Annotated in this window: 21 protein-coding genes; 12 read left to right on the plus strand and 9 right to left on the minus strand. The window is 44.4% G+C overall.

Features of this window, described 5'->3' with window-relative positions; translation table 11 throughout:
- Positions 1–270: 270 nt before the first annotated feature.
- The 7 genes from gyrA to dnaA form a co-directional block, all read right to left on the minus strand.
- Positions 271–2,730, minus strand: coding sequence for a DNA gyrase subunit A (gene gyrA, locus BGM27_RS18460; protein WP_007409912.1), 2,460 nt, complete (start codon positions 2,728–2,730; stop codon positions 271–273).
- Between the two features lie 215 nt (positions 2,731–2,945).
- A complete protein-coding gene (gene gyrB / locus BGM27_RS18465) occupies positions 2,946–4,862 on the minus strand; it encodes a DNA topoisomerase (ATP-hydrolyzing) subunit B (RefSeq protein WP_007409911.1) in 1,917 nt (638 codons plus the stop codon).
- Between the two features lie 56 nt (positions 4,863–4,918).
- A complete protein-coding gene (remB, locus tag BGM27_RS18470; protein WP_004392908.1) occupies positions 4,919–5,164 on the minus strand; it encodes an extracellular matrix regulator RemB in 246 nt (81 codons plus the stop codon).
- A gap of 17 nt (positions 5,165–5,181) precedes the next feature.
- Entirely contained in the window at positions 5,182–6,294 is a 1,113-nt protein-coding gene (recF, locus tag BGM27_RS18475; protein WP_007409910.1) for a DNA replication/repair protein RecF, read from the minus strand.
- A 15-nt stretch (positions 6,295–6,309) separates the two neighbouring features.
- Positions 6,310–6,525 carry a ribosome maturation protein RlbA gene (gene rlbA / locus BGM27_RS18480; RefSeq protein WP_004392910.1) on the minus strand — a complete coding sequence of 72 codons (216 nt, stop codon included), beginning with the start codon at positions 6,523–6,525 and terminating at the stop codon, positions 6,310–6,312.
- A 134-nt stretch (positions 6,526–6,659) separates the two neighbouring features.
- Positions 6,660–7,796: a DNA polymerase III subunit beta gene (gene dnaN, locus BGM27_RS18485; RefSeq protein ID WP_007409909.1), complete on the minus strand. Its 1,137-nt coding sequence runs from the start codon at positions 7,794–7,796 to the stop codon at positions 6,660–6,662.
- A gap of 184 nt (positions 7,797–7,980) precedes the next feature.
- Positions 7,981–9,321, minus strand: a complete 1,341-nt coding sequence (gene dnaA, locus BGM27_RS18490) for a chromosomal replication initiator protein DnaA (protein WP_007409908.1) — start codon at positions 9,319–9,321, stop codon at positions 7,981–7,983.
- Between the two features lie 621 nt (positions 9,322–9,942).
- Here dnaA and rpmH point away from each other — a divergent pair.
- From rpmH to BGM27_RS18540, 10 genes are all read left to right on the plus strand, one after another.
- Positions 9,943–10,077: a 50S ribosomal protein L34 gene (gene rpmH, locus BGM27_RS18495; RefSeq protein ID WP_003178075.1), complete on the plus strand. Its 135-nt coding sequence runs from the start codon at positions 9,943–9,945 to the stop codon at positions 10,075–10,077.
- A 153-nt stretch (positions 10,078–10,230) separates the two neighbouring features.
- Positions 10,231–10,581, plus strand: coding sequence for a ribonuclease P protein component (rnpA, locus tag BGM27_RS18500; RefSeq protein WP_004392944.1), 351 nt, complete (start codon positions 10,231–10,233; stop codon positions 10,579–10,581).
- Positions 10,582–10,741: 160 nt separating this feature from the next.
- On the plus strand, positions 10,742–11,491 hold the full coding sequence (gene spoIIIJ, locus BGM27_RS18505) for a YidC family membrane integrase SpoIIIJ (protein WP_007409906.1): 750 nt from the start codon (positions 10,742–10,744) through the stop codon (positions 11,489–11,491).
- Entirely contained in the window at positions 11,488–12,129 is a 642-nt protein-coding gene (gene jag, locus BGM27_RS18510; RefSeq protein ID WP_015418654.1) for an RNA-binding cell elongation regulator Jag/EloR, read from the plus strand. Before spoIIIJ ends, jag begins: the two co-directional genes overlap by 4 nt.
- Before the next feature lie 289 nt (positions 12,130–12,418).
- Positions 12,419–13,798 carry a tRNA uridine-5-carboxymethylaminomethyl(34) synthesis GTPase MnmE gene (gene mnmE / locus BGM27_RS18515; protein ID WP_007409903.1) on the plus strand — a complete coding sequence of 460 codons (1,380 nt, stop codon included), beginning with the start codon at positions 12,419–12,421 and terminating at the stop codon, positions 13,796–13,798.
- 16 nt (positions 13,799–13,814) lie between these two features.
- Positions 13,815–15,701, plus strand: coding sequence for a tRNA uridine-5-carboxymethylaminomethyl(34) synthesis enzyme MnmG (mnmG, locus tag BGM27_RS18520; RefSeq protein WP_007409902.1), 1,887 nt, complete (start codon positions 13,815–13,817; stop codon positions 15,699–15,701).
- Positions 15,702–15,714: 13 nt separating this feature from the next.
- Positions 15,715–16,434 (plus strand): 16S rRNA (guanine(527)-N(7))-methyltransferase RsmG, encoded by a 720-nt coding sequence (rsmG, locus tag BGM27_RS18525; RefSeq protein ID WP_007409901.1) that lies wholly within the window; start codon positions 15,715–15,717, stop codon positions 16,432–16,434.
- 121 nt (positions 16,435–16,555) lie between these two features.
- On the plus strand, positions 16,556–17,407 hold the full coding sequence (gene noc, locus BGM27_RS18530; protein ID WP_007409900.1) for a nucleoid occlusion protein: 852 nt from the start codon (positions 16,556–16,558) through the stop codon (positions 17,405–17,407).
- A 298-nt stretch (positions 17,408–17,705) separates the two neighbouring features.
- Positions 17,706–18,467: a sporulation initiation inhibitor protein Soj gene (gene soj / locus BGM27_RS18535; protein ID WP_007409899.1), complete on the plus strand. Its 762-nt coding sequence runs from the start codon at positions 17,706–17,708 to the stop codon at positions 18,465–18,467.
- Complete coding sequence (locus tag BGM27_RS18540) at positions 18,460–19,311, plus strand: ParB/RepB/Spo0J family partition protein (RefSeq protein ID WP_007409898.1); 852 nt, start codon at positions 18,460–18,462, stop codon at positions 19,309–19,311. Before soj ends, BGM27_RS18540 begins: the two co-directional genes overlap by 8 nt.
- Positions 19,312–19,340: 29 nt before the next feature.
- On the opposite strand, the gene yyaC is transcribed toward BGM27_RS18540, so the two are convergent.
- Together yyaC and BGM27_RS18550 are read right to left on the minus strand one after the other, a co-directional pair.
- Entirely contained in the window at positions 19,341–19,955 is a 615-nt protein-coding gene (gene yyaC, locus BGM27_RS18545; protein WP_004392969.1) for a spore protease YyaC, read from the minus strand.
- A 173-nt stretch (positions 19,956–20,128) separates the two neighbouring features.
- Positions 20,129–20,632, minus strand: a complete 504-nt coding sequence (locus BGM27_RS18550; protein WP_007409897.1) for a GNAT family N-acetyltransferase — start codon at positions 20,630–20,632, stop codon at positions 20,129–20,131.
- A gap of 143 nt (positions 20,633–20,775) precedes the next feature.
- Here BGM27_RS18550 and BGM27_RS18555 point away from each other — a divergent pair, with 143 nt between their 5' ends.
- Positions 20,776–21,801, plus strand: a complete 1,026-nt coding sequence (locus tag BGM27_RS18555; RefSeq protein WP_088005468.1) for a YkvI family membrane protein — start codon at positions 20,776–20,778, stop codon at positions 21,799–21,801.
- An 85-nt stretch (positions 21,802–21,886) separates the two neighbouring features.
- On the plus strand, positions 21,887–22,093 hold the full coding sequence (locus BGM27_RS18560; RefSeq protein ID WP_004392973.1) for a DUF951 domain-containing protein: 207 nt from the start codon (positions 21,887–21,889) through the stop codon (positions 22,091–22,093).
- Positions 22,094–22,136: the final 43 nt, after the last annotated feature.

Below are 22,136 nucleotides of genomic sequence, written 5' to 3' on the forward strand. Positions count from 1 at the left end.
GTGCGATTTATTTAAAACTTTGAATTAACAGGTACGTTTTGTCTTGTTTAGTTTTCAAAGAACTTTGTTGCTTCTCTCGAAGCGACCTCTTAATCATAACATTTTCAGTTTGCTAGGTCAATACTTTTTTAAAAAATATTTTCGCTAGGCTTGCCTTTCTATTAAAAAGACAACAAAAATGATTATATCAGCATCATCACTATGTGTCAAAGCTTTTTTTCATTTCTTTATATAGTAAAAGCGCAGCCTGCTACAGCTGCGCTTCTACGTTTATACTTCTTCCGTTTCTTCCGGCTCTTCTTCATTCTTTTCCACAAGCGCCACAGTGGCTACATGCTCTTGATCAGACATGCGGATCAGACGGACGCCTTGTGTTACGCGTCCCGTAGTGGAGATATCATTAATATCCATTCTGATTAACACGCCGCTTGCCGTAATAATCATTAAGTCCTCTTCGCCTTTTGTTGCTTTCACGGTTACTAACGGACCGTTGCTGTCAGTGATTTTACATGTTTTAAGGCCTTTTCCGCCCCGGCTTTGAACTCTGTATTCTGAAGCCGGTGTGCGTTTGCCGTAGCCGTTTTCTGTCACTATGAGGACATGGGAGTCTTCTTCAAGAATCTCCATGCCTACAACGACATCATCGTCTGTCAGCGTGATGCCTTTAACACCCGCAGCTGTGCGTCCCATTTGTCTTACATCTTCTTCAGGGAAACGGATCAGCAAACCGTTCTTCGTTCCGATGATGATTTGTTTCTTGCCGTCAGTCAGGCGGACGGCCATCAGTTCATCGTCTTCCCGGAGACCTAGGGCGATCAGCCCGTTATTCCGTATATTCGCAAACTGGGACAGTGCCGTACGTTTCGACACCCCTTGTTTGGTCGTAAAGAAGAGGTATTGCTCCTCATCAAACGTGCTGACCGGAATAATGGCATTAATCCATTCGCCTTTTTCAACCTCCAGAAGGTTAATAATCGGAATGCCTTTTGCCGTACGGCCGTATTCAGGGATTTCATATCCTTTAGAACGGTATACCTTCCCTTTATTAGAGAAGAACAGGATCGTATCGTGCGTTGATGTGGAAATTAAGTGTTCCACAAAGTCATCTTCATTCGTTCCCATTCCCTGTACGCCTTTTCCGCCCCGTTTTTGGCTGCGGTATGTGGACGCCGGGAGACGTTTAACATAGCCGTTATGGGTCAGTGTGATGACGATATTTTCTCTCTCGATAAGATCTTCATCTTCAATTGTTTCAAGACCGGACGTCACGATTTCAGTGCGTCTCTCATCATTGAAACGCTCTTTGATTTCATTGAGCTCTTCACGGATGATCTCAAGAACTCTTTCTTCATTGGCTAAAATATCTTTCAGCTCGGCGATAAGCGCAACAAGTGATTGATATTCCTCTTCAATCTTTTCGCGCTCCAGACCGGTTAATCGCTGAAGGCGCATATCCAGAATGGCTTGCGCTTGTTTTTCAGTCAGTGAGAATTGTTCGATCAAACCTGTTCTCGCAATTTCAGCCGTCTGGGAATTGCGGATAAGAGAAATAACGGCATCTAAATGATCGAGAGCAATTCTTAAACCTTCCAGAATGTGAGCTCTCGCTTCCGCTTTGCGGAGTTCGTAAGCCGTTCTGCGCCGGATCACAACCTTTTGGTGATCAAGATAATGCTCCAGACATTGTTTCAGGCTTAGTACCTTCGGCTGTCCGTCAACGAGCGCCAGCAGGTTGATTCCGAAAGACGTCTGCAGGGCCGTTTGTTTGTACAGGTTATTCAAAATGACGTGAGCATTGGCGTCACGGCGAATCTCAATGACGATTCTCATTCCGTTACGGTCGGATTCGTCACGCAGATCCGTAATTCCTTCGATTTTTTTGTCCCGGACAAGATCTGCGATTTTTTCAATTAATCTCGCTTTGTTCACCTGATAAGGAAGTTCCGTGACAATAATTCTTTCTTTTCCCGATGATGTCTCTTCGATTTCAGCCTTAGCCCGGATCGTAATGGATCCCCGTCCGGATTCATATGCCTTGCGGATGCCGCTCCGGCCTAAAATCTGACCTGCAGTCGGAAAATCCGGGCCCGGGATGTATTCCATCAGCTCCTGGTTTGTAATCTCAGGATTCTCACTTACGGCAAGCACGCCTTCAATGACTTCCCCAAGCTGATGCGGAGGAATATTTGTCGCCATTCCGACCGCAATACCGGCAGCTCCGTTGACGAGCAGATTCGGAAATCTCGAAGGCATGACGACAGGTTCTCTTTCTGCGCCGTCATAGTTATCTTGATAATCAATCGTATCTTTCGTAATGTCCCGAAGGATTTCCATTGCGATTTTTGACATTCTCGCTTCTGTGTAACGCATCGCGGCCGCTGAGTCGCCGTCAACCGAACCGAAGTTGCCGTGTCCGTCAACAAGCATGTAGCGATAGTTAAAATCCTGCGCCATTCTGACCATTGATTCGTAAACCGCTGAGTCACCGTGCGGGTGGTACTTACCGATAACTTCACCGACGATACGGGCAGATTTTTTATATGGTTTGTCACTGGTCATGCCTAAATCATTCATCGCGTACAAAATCCGTCTGTGAACCGGCTTCAGACCGTCACGCACATCCGGAAGCGCCCGGGATACGATAACGCTCATTGCATAGTCCAGGAAGGATGTCCGCATTTCCTGACTGATATTGACTTCACGTACTTGTGGTGTGTTTTGTTCACTCATTAAAAAAACCTCCCTGAAGTATCACATGAAATAATGTGGGAGTAGATTGTCCATTATGATCTTCAATACGATTTCACTATTCTCCATTATATCAATAAACTTGTGTTTATACACATTAATTTAGTAGAATATACGGGTTTTGCGGGTTTTCAGAGGCTTTAGAAGCCGCTTTGAGAAAAAAGCCTTATTTCTTAACGAAAATAAGGCTTTCTTGGTTAAATATCAAGATTTTTCACGTATCTGGCGTTTGCTTCTATGAAGTTTCTCCGCGGTTCTACTTTGTCACCCATCAGCATTTCAAAAGTCTCGTCAGCGTCCATTGCATCTTCAAGATTGACTTGCAGAAGCGTTCTGGTCGCAGGGTCCATTGTCGTTTCCCAAAGCTGAGTCGCGTTCATTTCTCCAAGACCTTTATAACGCTGGAGGCCGGGCTTAGGTGATTGCGGAAGCTCTTTTAACAGCTCATCAAGCTGCTTATCGTTATAAGCGTATTCCACCCGTTTTCCCTGCTGCACTTTGTAAAGCGGCGGCTGGGCAATGTAGACATAGCCGTTTTCGATGATTTCCCGCATGTATCTGTAGAAGAACGTTAATAAAAGCGTTCTGATGTGGGCGCCGTCAACATCGGCATCCGTCATGATGACCACTTTATGATAACGCGCTTTTTCAAGATTAAAATCTTCTCCGATTCCTGTTCCGAGGGCCGTGATCATTGATCTGACCTCATTGTTTGAGAGAATCTTATCAAGTCTGGCTTTCTCAACGTTCAGTATCTTACCGCGCAGCGGCAGAATAGCTTGGAAATGACGGTCCCGTCCCTGTTTCGCTGATCCGCCCGCAGAGTCACCCTCTACGATATACAGCTCGGAAATGCTCGGATCTTTAGAAGAACAGTCCGCCAGTTTGCCCGGCAGATTGGAAATCTCAAGCGCACTTTTGCGGCGGGTCAATTCCCGCGCTTTTTTCGCTGCCATCCGCGCTCTTGCGGCCATTAAACCTTTTTCAACGATTTTGCGGGCTGAGTCCGGATTTTCAAGAAGGAATGTTTCCAGCGCAGAAGAAAACAGCGTATCAGTGATCGTTCTCGCTTCGGAGTTGCCGAGCTTGGTTTTCGTCTGCCCTTCGAATTGCGGATCAGGGTGCTTAATTGAAATAATGGCAGTCAGCCCTTCTCTCACATCATCCCCGCTTAAATTCGGATCATTTTCTTTGAAAATCCCTTTTCTTCTTGCATAGTCGTTTATGACACGGGTCAGACCGGTTTTAAATCCGGCTTCGTGCGTCCCGCCTTCGTATGTGTTGATATTATTCGTGAAAGAATAAATATTGCTTGTATAGCTGTCGTTGTATTGCAATGCAACTTCAACCGTTATGCCGTCTTTCTCGCCTTCGATATAAATCGGCTCTTCATGAACGACTTCTTTGGAACGGTTTAAGTACTCAACATAGCTTTTGATTCCGCCTTCGTAGTGGTACTCGTTTTTCCGTTCTTGTCCTTCACGTTTGTCTTCAATCGTAATGTTTACGCCTTTTGTCAGGAAGGCCAATTCCCGGACACGGTTTGAAAGCAGGTCATAGTCGTATTCGGTTGTTTCTTTGAAAATTTCCGGATCCGGAACGAAGTGCGTAATCGTTCCGGTCTTATCAGTATCACCGATCACTTCAAGATCGGCCACAGGTACACCGCGCTCGTACGCCTGATAGTGGATTTTTCCGTCACGATGAACCGTAACGTCAAGAGTGGTCGACAAGGCGTTTACGACAGATGCCCCTACACCGTGAAGACCGCCGGATACTTTATATCCGCTTCCGTCAAATTTACCGCCGGCGTGGAGAACGGTCATGATGACTTCAACCGCAGGGCGGCCCATCTTCTCCTGGATACCGACCGGAATTCCGCGCCCGTTGTCCTTAACGGTAATGCTGTTATCTTTTTCAATCTCGATGTTAATATCTGTACAATAACCGGCCAGGGCTTCGTCAATACTGTTGTCGACGATTTCCCACACCAAGTGGTGAAGGCCTTTGCTGTTAGTTGATCCGATGTACATCCCCGGTCTCTTTCGAACAGCTTCCAAACCTTCTAATACCTGTATCTGATTCTCATCATAACTATTTTGCTGCTGTTCCATAGCCATGCACATTCACCTACACTTTTCTTAAACGATATATTCATTGTAAAGATCCGCTAAGAATCTATTTCTAACATAAATTGCGCACGTTTCTTCAGTGTGCCGGAAGATAAGGGAGAGTAATATATATTCTCAGTCGTGACTACGATAGACTTTGGCGTGCCGTTTACGGACGGCACTACTTTTTCTTTCTGTCTGTCCAGAAATTCTTCAACGATCGGCGATACATTGACCTTGCAGTCAAAAATGCCGACGATATCGCGTGTTGAAACGACAAAGTCGTCACCTAAATGAATATACAATCGCTCACCTCATTTCTTCACTTCACTAACGTACCGTTTTCCACACGGAACATTCCTGCTTGATGTAAGGTATCGTGGTCAATGCCATCCACGCTTGTCGTGGTGACAAATGTCTGCACACGGCCTTGGATCGTATGAAGCAAATGGGACTGTCGGTAATCATCCAGCTCGCTTAGTACATCATCCAAAAGTAAAATGGGGTATTCTCCGATTTCTTCATGAATCAAATCTATTTCGGCCAGCTTCAAAGACAAAGCCGTCGTACGCTGCTGTCCCTGCGAACCGTACGTCTGCACATCGCGTCCGTTCACATAAAAAAGGACATCATCCCGATGCGGTCCGAATAATGTGACGCCTCGTTCTATTTCTTTTTCTTTTAATTTCGAAAAAGACTCCTGGTAGCTGTTACCTATTTTCGACAAATCTTTGGGATCTGATACATCAAGCGCCGTGTGGTACTTAAGCGTCAGTTCTTCAAGTCCCCGGGAAATGCCGGAATGGATCGGCTGCGCCCATTTTTCAAGCTGCGCCGTAAACTGCAGACGTTTGGCGACAACTTTTGCGGCTGCTTCAATCAGCTGATCAGTGAGAACGTCAAGCATGGTCCGGTCAGTCTGTTTCCGGCTTTGCAGCTGTTTCAGAAAATGATTCCGCTGTGAAAGGATTTTCTGATAAAGAGATAAATCATACAGATAAACGGCAGAAACCTGCCCGATCTCCATATCGAGAAATCTCCTCCTCACCTGAGGGCTTCCTTTGACGAGATTTAAATCCTCAGGGGCAAACATAATGGTGTTCAGCGCTCCGACATACTGACTGAGTTTTTGCTGCTCTATATGATTGACCTTGCCCTTTTTACCTTTTTTGGAGATGACAAGCTGCATCGGGATGTCCCCGTTTCGCTTCATCACTCTTCCTTCTATTTTAGCATAGTCTTCGTCCCACCGTATAAGTTCTTTGTCATTTGAGGTGCGGTGTGATTTTGCCATCGAAAGGACATAGATGGCTTCCATCAGATTGGTTTTGCCTTGGGCATTTTCCCCGATGATCACATTCACCTTGTTTTCGAATTGAAGCTCAGCGCGCTCATAATTACGGTAGGATGTTAATTCTAAATTTTGGATATACAACCGCTGTCACCCGCTTTAATTGACGACTTGAAATGAACCAAATCCTTCAATCGCGACCACGTCTCCAACGTAAAGCTTTCTGCCGCGGCGATTGTCAGGTTCATTGTTGACAGTCACCTCATGCTCGCTCAGAAACCACTTCGCCATGCCGCCGGACTGAATCACATCGGCTAATTTTAAAAACTGGCCAAGCGTAATCATTTCTGTATCAATCGAAATCGGATTTGCCATAATATCGACCTCTTTCAAATATCACTAATATCTAATTGTACTAAAAAATCCTGAAATAAGGAAAGGGAAAACTTGAGGGAGCGGCTGATGAATAGAAAAGCTGCCGAACTAAGCCGGCAGCACATTCTGTTTGATTAATACGTTCTGACCGGAAGGATGAGCTGAACGATGGTTTCATCATTCGGCGTACGGATAAGAAACGGTCTCATCGCTCCCGTAAAACTGATACGGATGTCCGCTCCTTCAAGTACTTTCAGTGCGTCCATCATATATTTTGGACTGAATGAAATATTTAATTCCTCGCCGTCAATCTGGTCAGCCAGCACAGCTTCGACCACTTTCCCGATTTCCGGAGAATTTGATGAAATCTCCAGCGAATCCGCCGGTTTGGCAGAAAGCTTTACAACGTTGTTGCGGCCTTCTCTCGCCAATAAAGAAGCACGGTCTATCGCCTGTAAAAATTCCTTCGTGTTCACGACGATTTCCGTTTTGCTTTCCTGCGGAATTAAGCTGGTCGTGTCCGGATAGTTTCCGTCAAGCAATCTTGAGAAGAACAATACGTTTTTCGCTTTGAACAGAACTTGGGTTTCTGTAATGACGATATCAACCAGTTCTTGGTTGTCATCAAGAATTTTGCTCAGCTCGGTTAAGCTTTTCCCAGGAATGACCACGTTATAAGAGCTGTCTTCCGGAATATCAAGCTTCGCCTTTCTTAAAGCGAGTCGGTGGCTATCCGTGGCAGTGCATAATAATTCACCGTTTTCGACTTTCCAGTTTACACCTGTCAAGATAGGGCGTGTTTCTGAGGCGGACACAGCGAACACGGTTTGGCGAATCAGGTTTTTCAAAAGATCCGTCGGAATCTGAATGGCGTGATGCTCTTCGATTTGCGGCAGATGCGGATATTCATCTGCATCAAGGCCGTTTAAATTAAATTCGGCTTTTCCGGAACGGATAATCGTTAAATATTGATTTTGAACTTCGATTTCAACAGTCGCCATCGGCAGTTTTTTAACGATTTCACTGAAGAAACGCGCTTGCAGCACGATACTTCCCGGCTGATCGATCGTCACGATTTCTTTATCATCATCTTCTTTCGGAATGAATGACTCGATTGAAATATCAGAGTCACTTCCTGTGAAAGATACACCTTCATCTGAGGCGACGATCTTAATACCAGTGAGAATGGGAATTGTGGTTCTGGATGAAACGGCTTTTAGAACGTCTTGTACACTTTCGACTAAACGATCTTTTTGAATCGTAAATTTCATGTTTATCCTCCTAACGGATAATATAATTAATATATTTTAAAAATAGCAGTAGTAATAGTAGGGCCTGTGGATTTGTGGATAAGTTGTGAAAAAGACAGGAAACACAGCCTATCCACATGTGGACAGACTGTGTATGGCTATGAAATAGTTATTCACACTTTCCCCGATTCATCCGAGGGCACTATTATTTAAGCAGTTCTTTTATTTCTTTCACCTGCTGCTGAAGCTGCTCGTCATCAATCAGCAGTTTTGAAATCTTTTCATGGGCGTGAATGACGGTTGTATGGTCTCTGCCGCCAAATTCTTCCCCGATTTTAGGCAAAGAAGAATCCGTCATTTCTCTTGAAAGATACATCGCAATTTGTCTTGGGAACGCCACGGATTTCGTTCGCTTTTTCGCTTTGAAATCTTCAAGCTTAATGTTGAACTGCTGTCCGACAATCCGCTGAATCTCTTTTATCGTAATGACCTTCGGCTTAGAAGACGGAATAATATCTTTCAATGCTTCTGCAGCCAGGTCTGCGTTAATGTCTTTATTGATTAAGGATGAATAGGCGACAACCCGGATTAATGCCCCTTCCAGTTCGCGGATGTTGCTGTCAATCTGATTCGCGATGTAAAGCATGACCTCGTTCGGAATATCAAGACCTTCCGCCTTCGCTTTTTTTCTCAGGATGGCAATCCGCGTTTCCAGATCCGGCGGTGTGATATCCGTAATCAATCCCCATTCGAACCGCGAACGCAGGCGGTCTTCAAGGGTTGGGATCTCTTTCGGCGGTCTGTCGCTGGAAATCACGATTTGTTTGCTTTCTTCATGAAGCGTGTTGAATGTATGGAAAAACTCTTCCTGTGTTTGTTCTTTTCCGGCTAAAAATTGAATATCATCTATCAAAAGTACATCAACGTTCCGGTAGCGATTGCGGAAATCAACGGCTTTATTATCGCGGATTGAGTTGATGAATTCATTTGTGAATTTTTCAGAAGACAGGTACACCACTTTGGCTGAAGGATTATGATCAATGACATAATGGCCGATCGCGTGCATTAAGTGGGTTTTTCCTAAGCCGACTCCCCCGTATATAAATAAAGGGTTGTACGCTTTAGCGGGTGCTTCCGCCACAGCCAGTGATGCTGCATGGGCGAATCGGTTTCCCGATCCGATGACGAATGTGTCGAATGTATATTTCGGGTTGAGCATGCTTTGGGGAAAATCAGACGGTTCCTCTTTTGCCGCTTTTTTCACTTGCGGTTTCGGTAAAAAGTTTTCTTCGTCCTGATTTTGAGGAATGACAAATTTGACGCTCAATTCTTCCCCGGTTAATTCGTATATGGTATCTGCAATGAGATGTAAGTACCTGGACTCCAGCCAGTCTCTGGCAAATTCATTGGGAGCGGTGATGGTTAAGGTATCCCCTTGCAGCGAATGGGCTTTCGTCGACTTCATCCAAGTTTCGAAACTCGGTTTGCTTAGCTTTTTCTCAATTTGAGCTAGAGCTTGATTCCAAAGATCCAATATATTCTCCATTATCCGGCACAGCCCTCCTTTTCTTTAAAAATCAGCGCCCTTTCCCTGTTATAGAACACAAAAAAAGAGCATATGGCTCTGACCATTCGTACACACGAAATGTTGAAAACATATAGTATAGTAGAAAAACAGCTTTTCGACAAATTCCACAAGTTGTGGACAACAATCTACACAAGCTGTGTGAAAACAATCCACAACTTATCCACAGTTTGTGGATAAAGAGAATGGGCTGGATAAGTAATTAAGAGTTAAAACACAAATATAATATCAAATTAAGCGAGGACTTGCAATGGTTCTCGTAATCTTATCCACAAACCTGACAACTTGTTGAAAAATCTTTGTCCACAGGGGTTAGCAATGTGAAAATGTTGTCGATAACGACTGTGGATATTAAAAAAAGGCCAAAAAATTATCCACATGTCGTTTTTCCGGGGGAGCGCGGCTTTTTTTTTGCGTTAAAAAAAGGAATATGAAAAATAAGGTTTCTAAACTGGTTAAGGTATGTTATCCTATTATGGTTGTAAGAAATAAAAGCACTGCTGAAGTTGACAATGAATAGGCAGCACAAATATAATAAGTAAGACTGTCTTTAACAGCTATTCCTCGAGGGAGGTGTCATAAATGAAAAGAACATTCCAACCGAATAACCGTAAACGCAGTAAAGTTCATGGCTTCAGAAGCCGTATGAGTTCAAAAAACGGTCGTCTAGTATTAGCACGCCGTCGCCGCAAAGGCAGAAAAGTATTATCAGCTTAGGCCACTGAATAATGTCAGTGGTCTTTTTTCACATTAAGAGAGTGAGATGTCATGCGTCGCCCGGTACTGGAGAAATTTCTTCAGTATTCCGGCGGCCCGTTTTTTTTAGATAGAAATAAAAGTTTCTGCGAGTGAATATCGGAGTGAATTAAAGTGAAGAAGCGAAATCGGTTAAAGAAAAATGAAGATTTTCAAAAAGTGTTTAAACGCGGAACGTCTATGGCAAACCGCCAGTTCGTGCTGTATACGCTTGATCAGCCGAAACAGGAAGAGCTCCGGGTAGGGCTTTCTGTCAGTAAAAAAATCGGCAATGCCGTCGTGCGCAATCGGGTGAAGCGGTTAATCAGACAGGCTGTTCAGGAGGAAAAAGAGCTGCTCAAGCCGAAAGATTTTATTATTATCGCAAGAAAACCCGCCGGCGACCTCAGTTTTGAAGAAACGAAAAAGAGTCTGCAGCACTTATTCAGAAAAACCTCATTATATAAGAAATCTTCGTCAAAATAGCTCATATTTTGTTTTCTTCACGTTTTTAAAAGCGCTTCCTTTTATTTGGCGAAAAATGAACGCCATTTGAAACTGAAAGATGCTAAAATACATACAAGGTTCATAAAGATTGGTATAGGAGGAAACGTTCTTGAAAAGGAGAATATGGTTACTACTGAGTATGGTCGGTATGCTCGTGCTGCTGGCCGGGTGCTCGAGTGTGAAAGAGCCGATTACGGCGAATAGTCCGCATTTCTGGGACAAATATGTTGTGTATCCATTGTCAGAAGTCATTACGTACGTAGCGAAACTGACGGGCGATAACTATGGTTTATCGATCATCATCGTTACGATTTTAATTCGTCTGCTGATTCTGCCGCTGATGATCAAGCAGCTTCGAAGCTCAAAAGCGATGCAGGCGCTGCAGCCTGAAATGCAGAAGCTCAGAGAAAAATACAGCTCTAAAGATCAAAAAACGCAGCAGAAGCTTCAGCAGGAAACGATGGCCCTGTTTTCAAAGCACGGGGTAAACCCGCTGGCGGGATGTTTCCCGATCCTGATTCAAATGCCGATTTTGATCGGATTCTACCACGCCATTATGCGTACGCAAGCCATATCACAGCACAGCTTTTTATGGTTTGATTTAGGAGAGAAGGATCCTTACTATATTCTTCCTATCGTTGCCGGTGTGGCCACTTTTGTCCAGCAGAAGCTGATGATGGCCGGAAATCCGACTCAGAATCCTCAAATGGCAATGATGGTATGGATTATGCCGATCATGATCATCGTATTTGCGATCAACTTCCCGAGCGCGCTTTCTCTGTATTGGGTAGTCGGAAACCTGTTTATGATTGCTCAGACATTCCTTATTAAAGGACCTGACATTAAACACGATCCGGAAACGCAGAAAGCGGGAGGAAAGAAAAAGTGAAGAAGGTGACTGCTGCGGGACGGAATGTCGAAGAAGCAGTTCAATCAGGCCTTCAGGAACTTCAACTGACGAAAGATCAAGTAGAAATAACGGTGGTGCAAGAAGAATACAAAGGGTTTTTGGGTATTTTCGGAAAAAAGAATGCGATCGTAGAACTGGAAGAGAAAAAAAATCCTGTTCATGAAGCGAAAGTGTATTTGGAAGAAATCATCCATTCCATTGCCGGACCTTCTGAGATTGTTACGGAAGAAAACAAGAAAACAGTCTGTTTTCACATTAAAGGTGAAAAAGCGGCGCTGCTTATTGGCAAAAGAGGACAAACACTCAATGCCCTGGAAACATTGACGCAGCTTGTTTTGAACCGCGGCTCCGGCCAGTATCGCCAAGCCGTTGTCGACGCTGAGAATTATCGGCGGAAAAGAAGAGAAATTCTGGAGCAGCTGGCAAACAGGCTGGCCAAGCAAGTGTCGAAAACGAAAAAAGATGTGCATTTAGAACCGATGCCGTCAGGTGAAAGAAAAATCATCCATGACGCGCTGTCAAAGCATCCAAATATCAAAACGTTTTCTACCGGTGAAGGCCGGTACCGCCATCTCGTTATTTCCCATAAAGATAGCAGAAAACCGAAGTCCGGGTAAAATCGGAACTTCGGTTTTTTTATTGGTAAAAATGGCTCTATTCCTAAGCAGAATCGCACTTTTTGCGTTTAAGTTTTTTCTTTTTCGGTCTATGCTGTTGATAAAAAAGGTTTTAGGAAATAAAATTAATTGTTATTCACATGTGGATAAGTTAAAGTAATAAGGGATGAATTTCTGCCTTTGTGGATAACGTATCTTCCACTTCAAACCAAACTATGTTATCTTTTAATTTTGGCGTAAATAAAATTTTTTATATAGATGGAAACAGAGATAAAGAGAGGTGAACAGCATGGATACAATTGCAGCGATTTCAACTCCGATGGGTGAAGGCGCGATTGCGATCGTTCGGCTGAGCGGCCCTGAAGCCGTAAAGATCGCCGACAAAATGTACAAGGGTCCGAAAGGCAAAACGCTCAGTTCGGCAGAATCGCATACCATTCATTACGGGCATATCGCGGACAGCACGACGGGACGGATTATTGAGGAAGTCATGGTGTCTGTTTTAAGAGCGCCCAGAACATTCACAAGGGAAGATGTCATTGAAATCAACTGTCATGGGGGTATTGTGACGGTTAATCAGGTGCTCCAGCTTGCTTTAAGAGAAGGTGCGAGACTGGCAGAACCCGGTGAGTTTACGAAGCGCGCATTTTTAAACGGACGGATTGACCTTTCACAGGCGGAAGCGGTGATGGATCTGATCAGGGCCAAAACGGACCGTGCCATGAATGTCGCCATGAACCAGATGGAAGGACGGCTTTCCGCGCTTGTCCGCCGTCTGCGTGATGAGTTGTTAGAAACACTTGCCCATGTTGAGGTTAATATAGATTATCCGGAATATGATGACGTCGAAGAAATGACGCATCAGCTTTTAGTGGAGAAGGCAAGCGGCGTGAAGAAAGAAATCGAGGCGCTGCTCCGTACGTCTGAGCAGGGGAAAATTTTGCGTGAGGGACTGTCTACCGTGATCATCGGCCGTCCGAACGTCGGAAAATCCTCTCTGCTTAACAGCCTTGTCCATGAAACGAAGGCGATCGTAACTGATATTCCGGGAACGACGCGTGATGTGATTGAGGAATATGTCAATGTCCGAGGCGTGCCGCTTCGGCTTGTCGATACCGCCGGAATCCGTGAGACAGAAGACATCGTCGAAAGAATCGGTGTGGAACGGTCACGGCAGGTTCTGAAGGAAGCGGATCTCATTTTGCTTGTGCTTAACCACAGCGAAGAGCTTTCTGAAGAAGATGTGAAATTGTTTGAAGCGGTTGAGGGAATGGATGTCATTGTCATTATGAATAAGACGGACCTTGAGGCTAAGATTGACGCTGAGCGCGTCAAGGAACTGGCGAAAGGCCGGCCTGTCGTCACGACCTCATTGCTGAAAGAAGAAGGCATTCAAGATTTAGAGGAAGCGATTCAGTCGCTATTTTATACAGGAGCGATCGAAAGCGGAGATCTCACCTATGTCAGCAACACCCGTCATATCTCGATTCTGCATCAGGCAAAGCAAGCGATTGATGATGCGCTGAACGGAATTGAACAGGATGTTCCGATTGATATGGTGCAAATTGATTTGACAAGGTGCTGGGAGCTGCTGGGCGAAATCATCGGTGATGCCGTCCACGAAAGCTTAATTGATCAGCTCTTTTCACAATTTTGTTTAGGTAAATAAAAGGGAGGAAAAAACCATGGGGTATGAAGCAGGCCAATACGACGTGATTGTCATCGGCGCCGGGCATGCCGGTGTTGAGGCTGCCCTCGCATCCGCGCGCCAGGGAGCCAAAACGCTTGTTTTGACGATCAATCTTGATATGGTTGCGTTTATGCCATGTAATCCGTCTGTCGGCGGCCCCGCGAAAGGGATTGTCGTCCGCGAAATTGACGCGCTCGGCGGAGAAATGGCTAGAAATATAGATAAAACTCATATTCAAATGAGAATGCTGAATACAGGAAAAGGTCCGGCCGTACGGGCGCTGCGTGCGCAGGCGGATAAATTCCAATATCAGCACGAAATGAAGCATACGCTGGAAAAAACACCGAATTTGACACTTCTTCAAGGGATTGCCGAGCGTTTAATCATTGAAGACGGGGAGTGCCGTGGTGTCATTACGCAAACCGGTGCTGAATATAAGGCAAAAACGGTCGTGCTGACAACCGGAACGTATTTAAGAGGGCGGATCATTCTCGGTGATCTGTCTTACTCAAGCGGTCCGAATAACCAGCAGCCGTCTATTAAACTTTCTGAGCACTTAGAGGAGCTCGGTTTTGATCTCGTCCGTTTTAAAACGGGCACGCCTCCTCGTGTCTCAAGCGATTCCATTGATTACAGCAAAACAGAAATCCAGCCGGGGGACCCGATTCCGCGCGCTTTCTCATATGAAACGGTTGAATACATTACCGATCAGCTGCCTTGCTGGCTGACTTACACGAGTCCTGAGACTCATGAGATCATCGACAGCAACCTGCATCGTTCGCCAATGTATTCCGGTATGATTAAAGGAACGGGACCGAGATACTGCCCTTCGATTGAAGATAAAGTCGTTCGGTTTAATGATAAACCGCGTCATCAGATTTTCCTTGAGCCGGAAGGCAGAAATACGCAGGAAGTATACGTTCAAGGTTTATCCACGAGTCTTCCTGAGGACGTGCAGCAGCGGATGCTGGCGACCATTCCGGGACTGGAAAAGGTGCAGATGATGAGAGCCGGATACGCGATTGAGTATGACGCGATTGTACCGACGCAGCTCTGGCCTACACTGGAGACGAAAAAAATCCCTAACCTGTACACGGCCGGTCAAATTAACGGTACATCAGGTTATGAGGAAGCAGCCGGGCAAGGAATTATGGCAGGGATCAACGCAGGCCGCAAAGCGCTTGGAAAAGAAGAAGTGATCCTCAGCCGTTCCGATGCTTATATCGGTGTATTGATTGATGATTTGGTAACGAAAGGAACCAATGAACCGTACCGTCTGCTGACTTCACGGGCGGAATACAGACTGCTGCTCCGTCACGACAACGCGGATCTTCGTCTGACGGAAATCGGCCACGATATCGGCTTAATTTCTGATGAGCGCTATGAAGCGTTTGAGAAGAAAAAAGCGGCGATCGAGGCAGAGAAAAAACGTCTCTGGTCTGTTATTATCAAGCCGTCTCCTGAGAATCAGGAATATATCCGTTCACTCGGCGGAAGCGAGCTGAAAGACGGAGTGCGCGGCACAGATTTAATGAAACGTCCGGAAATGAACTATGAAACAGTGACAAAACTTGCGCCTGCAGATTCTCCGGTTCCGCAAGATGTGGCGGAACAAGTGGAAATTCAGGTGAAATATGAAGGATATATCGAAAAATCCTTGCAGCAAGTGGAAAAGCTGAAGAAAATGGAAAACAAAAAAATCCCTGATCGGATTGATTATGACGCCATTAAAGGAATTGCTACTGAAGCCCGTCAAAAGCTGAAAGAAGTGCGTCCTTTATCAGTTGCTCAAGCGTCCCGTATTTCCGGCGTCAATCCGGCAGACATTTCAATCCTGCTGGTATACCTGGAGCAGGGCCGTATTGCCAAGGTAGCTGAATAGAAAGGATGACGGCATGAATATAGAGGAATTTACATCCAGTTTAGCGGAGAAAGGGATTTCCCTTTCTGACCGCCAGCTGGAGCAATTCGAGTTGTATTACCGGATGCTCGTGGAATGGAACGAAAAAATGAATCTGACATCCATCACTGAGAAAAAGGAAGTTTATCTCAAGCATTTTTATGATTCGATAACGGCGGCATTTTATATTGATTTTGAAAAGGTTACCACTCTTTGTGATGTCGGCGCCGGCGCCGGTTTTCCAAGCCTGCCCATCAAAATCTGCTTCCCGCATCTGCATGTCACCATCGTCGATTCACTGAATAAGCGGATTACGTTTTTGGAAACTCTCTCTGATGCTTTACAATTAGAGCATACGACATTTGTCCATGACAGAGCGGAGACATTCGGACAACGGAAAGACGTACGGGAAAGCTTCGATCTCGTGACGGCCCGTGCGGTGGCGCGTCTGTCGGTCCTGAGTGAGCTTTGTCTGCCGCTGGCCAAGAAAAACGGCGTATTTGCGGCACTAAAAGCAGCAGCAGCTGATGAAGAGCTGAAAGCGGGGCAAAAGGCGATTAAAGTATTGGGAGGGGAGCTTGAACAAGTTCATTCCTTTACACTTCCTGTTGAAGAAAGTGAACGGAACATCATGATCATTCGCAAGACGAAAAGCACTCCGAAAAAATATCCGAGAAAACCGGGTACTCCAAATAAATCGCCAATTGAAGGGTAATTTAGACAGCCTGATGTGACAATTCCATCATATTTTCTGCAAAATTGATGAAGATACAGCAGGAAAAACCATGAGAAAATAGAATTATAAAAATGGCAGTTTTTAAAGGTGGTGTAGGTACATGAAGCATTCATTCTCTCGTTTCTTCGGGTTTGGTGAGAAGGAAGAGGAACCGGAGATAGCTGAGCATGATACAAACAAAGAAGAGATACTCGAAATACCGGTACATGCTATCGTTCCCAACCGTTTTCAGCCACGCACCATTTTCTCAGATGAAAAAATCAAAGAGTTAGCAATGACTATCCATACACACGGCATCATTCAGCCGATTGTTGTCAGACATACAGAAGATGAAGGACAATATGAGCTCATTGCGGGTGAAAGGCGCTGGAGAGCGGTACAGACGCTTGAATGGGAGAAGATTCCCGCAATTATTAAAGATTTTTCTGATACGGAAACAGCATCTGTCGCTTTGATTGAAAACCTGCAAAGGGAAGAATTGTCCTCCATTGAGGAAGCTCATGCGTACGCAAGGCTGTTAGAACTTCATGATTTAACACAGGAAGCCTTGGCGCAGCGCTTAGGAAAAGGCCAGTCAACGATTGCGAACAAGCTCCGATTGTTAAAGCTCCCGGAACCCGTCCAGGATGCGATTATGGAGAAAAAAATTACGGAACGTCATGCAAGAGCACTGATTCCGCTCAAACAGCCGGAGTTTCAGGTCACATTGCTTGCGGAAATCATTGAGAAAAGCTTAAACGTTAAGCAGACGGAAGACAGAGTGGTGAAAATGCTTGAACAGAATAAGCAGAAACCAAAGCCGAGACGCAAAGCATTCAGCAGGGATACAAGAATTGCGATGAATACGATTCGTCAGTCACTGTCTATGGTAGAAGACAGCGGCGTCAGGCTGAACACTGAAGAAGAAGAATTCGAAGAGTACATCCAGCTTACCATTCGGATACCTAAATAAAAACTCTCCTGATCAGCAGGGGAGTTTTTATTTTAATCAAAAAACTATTTTGAGATAATGATAGATTTATTGTGCACTATACATTATATATGTAAAATTTTATCTTTTTGTGTCGTGAATTGTCTTTTTACAGTCAAAAAAGTCACTTTATCGGAGAACTTATATTAGAAAGTGTCTTTTTCGTTTACATTTTTTTCACTTGCTGATAAACAAATTATGAAAAAAATAAAACGCTTTACTCTTTTTTTGATAAGATAGAAACAAGACAGTACATGTTCATGTGAAGGTAGGTGACATCGTGGGAAAAATCATAGCAATTACGAACCAAAAAGGCGGAGTCGGGAAGACGACGACTTCTGTTAATCTGGGGGCTTGCTTGGCTTACATAGGTAAAAGGGTTCTTCTTGTTGATATTGATCCGCAGGGCAATGCAACGAGCGGATTAGGGATTGAAAAAGCCGATGTGGATCATTGTGTGTACGACATTTTAGTAGATGATGCAGATGTTACAGATATTATTAAACCGACTTCAGTAGAGAACTTAGATGTCATTCCGGCCACGATCCAGCTTGCGGGAGCGGAAATCGAATTGGTTCCGACGATCTCACGGGAGGTCAGGCTGAAAAGAGCATTAGAATCTGTGAAACAAAATTACGATTACATGATTATTGATTGTCCTCCGTCTCTCGGGTTATTAACGATTAATGCGCTTACCGCTTCAGATTCAGTCGTTATCCCGGTTCAGTGCGAATACTACGCTCTTGAAGGATTGAGTCAATTATTAAATACAGTTCGGCTTGTGCAAAAACATTTAAATACCGACTTAATGATAGAAGGAGTGCTTCTGACGATGCTTGATGCCAGAACGAATCTCGGCATTCAAGTGATAGAAGAGGTAAAGAAATACTTTAGAGATAAAGTGTATCAAACCATTATCCCTCGAAATGTCCGTTTAAGTGAGGCGCCGAGTCACGGCAAGCCGATCATATTATACGATCCGCGTTCGAGAGGTGCGGAAGTATATTTAGATTTAGCAAAGGAAGTGGCAGCGAATGGCTAAAGGCGGGCTCGGAAAAGGGATTAACGCGTTGTTTAATCAGGTTGATTTGTCTGAAGAGACAGTGGAAGAGATTAAAATCAGTGATTTGCGCCCCAATCCTTATCAGCCAAGAAAACAATTTGACGATGAGTCATTAGCTGAACTGAAGGAATCCATCATTCAGCATGGCATTCTTCAGCCCATTATCGTGAGAAAATCATTGAAGGGCTATGATATTGTAGCCGGCGAACGCCGTTACCGCGCCGCAAAACTTGCCGGTAAAGAGACAGTGCCGGCTATCGTGCGGGATTTATCTGAATCGCTGATGCGGGAAATCGCTCTTTTGGAAAACCTTCAGCGTGAAGACTTATCACCGCTTGAAGAAGCTCTGGCATATGACTCACTGCTGAAGCAATTGGATTTAACCCAGGAACAGCTCGCTAAACGGCTCGGAAAAAGCAGGCCTCATATTGCCAACCATTTAAGACTGCTGACGCTTCCGGAAAGCATCCAGAACCTCATTGCAGAAGGTACGTTATCCATGGGACACGGCAGAACCTTGCTTGGTTTGAAAAATAAAAACAAGCTTGAACCGCTTGTGAAGAAAGTGGTTGAAGAACAGCTGAACGTCCGTCAGCTTGAGCAGCTGATTCAGCAGTTAAACAACAATGTTCCACGTGAAACAAAGAAAAAAGAACCTGTTCAAGATGTGGTGTTAAAAGAGCGGGAATCGTATTTGCAAAATTACTTCGGAACAACAGTAAATATTAAGAGACAAAAGAAAAAAGGGAAGATTGAGATTGAGTTTTTCTCAAATGAAGATCTTGAACGTATCCTAGAACTATTGTCTGAAAGAGAAGCGTAAAAACCATCTTTTTAAAAAAAGATGGTTTTTTATATACGTCTTGTCAACTTATGAAACGGACTGAGCCGTTCCTGCCGGCCTTCTGATTTATCTGTCAGCTGTAACCCCTCTGCTAAAACATTTGCCATGCTCATAACAAGATGAAGCCTCGTATTCTGCAGGACAAAATACTCCATAAACCCGCTGACATTGACGATTCCATTGATATGGACGTCACCGATTTCAGGAAGATCTTTTTGAACACCTGCTCCGGGCTTCAGCGGCCCATCGCCGATTTGAAATGACCCTACGCTTTTGACGCGGCCTAAACAAGCATCAACCGCTATAATAAACGGATTTTTATGTAGATGTTGAATATCTTTCAGCTTGTCTTTCATATTGACGGCGTGAACAGGATCTGACAGCGTGCCGTAAACGTGCAATCTGCCTAAATTCATTTTTTCTAACTTTGTTCCTACGAGCGGACCTAATGAATCTCCGGTCGACCGATCTGTGCCGATACACACGGTGACTAACGGTCTGCCGGCTGCTTTACGTAAAGATGAAGTAAGGATCGCTTGTATTTGATTCGCAGCAGAAGAATCCGTATGAGATACATATTGTTTTGCCCGTTCTTGAGAAAAAAGCCCGCCTTTTCGATTCATAAGGTTCACTTCCTTGTCATGTCATACGAGTATTACATTGTTGTTTTTGGTGTTGTATGGTTGTTTACAGTATATCCAGCGCTTCCTTTTTTTATGCTTAAGCGTGATCAGCATGCCGGTTGTTTGAAAAGAGCGGGATAGAAAAAAGAACCCAGAGCGATTGTTCTCTAAGTTCATGAAAGAAATAAGACCATTTGATCTACATCAACATATCGCTGATGATCCAATTTCAGCGCTCTTTTTTCTGTAGAGAAGAGGATAAATCCTAACTGAGCGTAGAGTTTTTTTGCGGGTTCATTTGTTGAGGTAACAGAGAGATGAAGCTGTTCTGTGTCCTTCATCTTTTTTGCTCGGCTGATGGCTTCCGTCATTAAAGCTTTTCCCGCGCCTGACCCTCGGTGTTTGGGGGAAATATACATAGAACCGATAACCGCAATGTGTCTTAGTTTAAACAGCGGATGCTTGGAGATCTTGAGGATTCCTATCAGTCTGTCTTGTTCAAAGGCGCCAAGCACGATGGCATTGTCGGCTTCAAGCCTGGCTTTAAATTTTTCGGACGGCCATTCTTTCTCCTCATCGTAGCTGACGGCAAATGCGTCCGGGTGATCTTTTAAAGCTTTGAGCCTGATATCGGAATAAGGCTGGGTATCATTTGCGGTTAAACGCCTGATGTACATGGTTTGAGCTCCTTGCATAAGTGAATTTTTCTGAATAGTCAATCGTCGTTATCATACCATATTTGTCCCATTTGTATGAATGTTTGCCGCTGTCACTCAATATAGTAGCAATATGCGGAGATGATCTGAAATTTTATGAGGTGATGAGGGTGTGGAGAGCCGGGATGAAGTGGATGCTGCTCATATTAAGCAGCCAGATTGGGGCTGGGTATGCAAGCGGGCAGGAAATATGGCAGTTTTTCGGTGTCGAAAGCGGACTGGCTATTGTATTGTTTACAGTCATGTTTACGATTTCGGCTTATATTGTGTTGAAGATCAGCTATCGGGTTCAATCAACGCACTTTTTACCTGTGCTTGAGCATCTGATGGGGCCGGCTCTTGCTAAAGTCTATGATGTGCTTATTATGTTTTATTTGTTTTCAATGACGATGGTTATGATTGCCGGCGGCGGTGTGACGCTGCAAATGTACAAGCTGCCGTTTTGGATCGGTATTTTTCTTCTTTGCATTGTGACCGTCGGTTTATTCTTTTGGGATATAAAAGGAATATTATCTCTGAATAGTATTTTGATACCGATTCTTGTAGCGGGGCTGTTATATGCATTGGTCTTTTTTCAGACAACCCATCATTACACGTGGACGATAGATTTGACCCGCCAGTATAATTGGCCGGCAAGCATTACCTTCACGTCTTTAAACATCCTTTCTGTTGTCGCTGTTCTTTCTTCAATCGGGAAAGATATGAAGGGACTGGGAGAAGCGAAAATCGCAAGCGTTGCAAGCGGGCTGATTTTCGGTATGATTTCATTTGTTTACAATGAAACGCTTGTACAGCTTTCAGGCAGTCTTACACAATATGAGATTCCTCTTTTCGCCGTCCTTGAAGGCGCTCCTTATCCGTTATTTCTTTGTATGGCCGCCGTGCTTTTTTTAGCCATCTATACGACAACCGTGACCGGTCTGTTCGGGCTGTCCAGCCGCATGCTTGCATTTGTGAAATTGCCGAGATGGACGCTCGTATCTCTTCTTTTAGCTGTGATGGTGCCTTTTACGACAATCGGTTTTTCAGATTTGATCGCGATTTTATATCCCATTTACGGGCTTTTAAGTCTTTATTTGCTGGTATGTCTTCTTCTTTACCCTATTTTAGGGAGATGGAAAAAAGTATAATGCTCATTTTGGGTGCGGCCGTTGCTCTTATCCTGTCTTTTTTTGTACAATAAATAAAGCAGTCTATGGAGAGAGGTGAAGGGTCTTGGCGGATAAAGACTTTGGCCTGAATGATATTGTTGAAATGAAGAAACCGCATCCTTGCGGTGAAAACAGGTGGAAAATCATTCGGATGGGAATGGATATTCGGATCAAATGCACGGGTTGTTCCCACAGTGTTATGATTCCGAGAAGAGATTTTGAGAGAAAGCTGAAAAAAGTACTCGTCAAGCATGAGGAGCCTACATCATAAGGGCTGGCGCTCATGCTTTTTCATATAGAGGAGAGGAAGAGGC

It is taken from the genome of Bacillus sp. FJAT-27001, from assembly GCF_019039175.1.
In the GTDB taxonomy this organism is placed as follows: domain Bacteria; phylum Bacillota; class Bacilli; order Bacillales; family Bacillaceae; genus Bacillus; species Bacillus velezensis.

Bases quoted from the DNA above. Each gene is read 5' to 3' on its own strand.
- gyrA (WP_007409912.1), bottom strand. From the start codon at position 2,730: ATGAGTGAACAAAACACACCACAAGTACGTGAAGTCAATATCAGTCAG.
- gyrB (WP_007409911.1), bottom strand. From the start codon at position 4,862: ATGGAACAGCAGCAAAATAGTTATGATGAGAATCAGATACAGGTATTA.
- rlbA (WP_004392910.1), bottom strand. From the start codon at position 6,525: ATGGCAAATCCGATTTCGATTGATACAGAAATGATTACGCTTGGCCAG.
- dnaN (WP_007409909.1), bottom strand. From the start codon at position 7,796: ATGAAATTTACGATTCAAAAAGATCGTTTAGTCGAAAGTGTACAAGAC.
- dnaA (WP_007409908.1), bottom strand. From the start codon at position 9,321: ATGGAGAATATATTGGATCTTTGGAATCAAGCTCTAGCTCAAATTGAG.
- rpmH (WP_003178075.1), top strand. From the start codon at position 9,943: ATGAAAAGAACATTCCAACCGAATAACCGTAAACGCAGTAAAGTTCAT.
- spoIIIJ (WP_007409906.1), top strand. From the start codon at position 10,742: ATGGTCGGTATGCTCGTGCTGCTGGCCGGGTGCTCGAGTGTGAAAGAG.
- mnmE (WP_007409903.1), top strand. From the start codon at position 12,419: ATGGATACAATTGCAGCGATTTCAACTCCGATGGGTGAAGGCGCGATT.
- mnmG (WP_007409902.1), top strand. From the start codon at position 13,815: ATGGGGTATGAAGCAGGCCAATACGACGTGATTGTCATCGGCGCCGGG.
- rsmG (WP_007409901.1), top strand. From the start codon at position 15,715: ATGAATATAGAGGAATTTACATCCAGTTTAGCGGAGAAAGGGATTTCC.
- noc (WP_007409900.1), top strand. From the start codon at position 16,556: ATGAAGCATTCATTCTCTCGTTTCTTCGGGTTTGGTGAGAAGGAAGAG.
- BGM27_RS18540 (WP_007409898.1), top strand. From the start codon at position 18,460: ATGGCTAAAGGCGGGCTCGGAAAAGGGATTAACGCGTTGTTTAATCAG.
- yyaC (WP_004392969.1), bottom strand. From the start codon at position 19,955: ATGAATCGAAAAGGCGGGCTTTTTTCTCAAGAACGGGCAAAACAATAT.
- BGM27_RS18550 (WP_007409897.1), bottom strand. From the start codon at position 20,632: ATGTACATCAGGCGTTTAACCGCAAATGATACCCAGCCTTATTCCGAT.
- BGM27_RS18555 (WP_088005468.1), top strand. From the start codon at position 20,776: ATGAGGGTGTGGAGAGCCGGGATGAAGTGGATGCTGCTCATATTAAGC.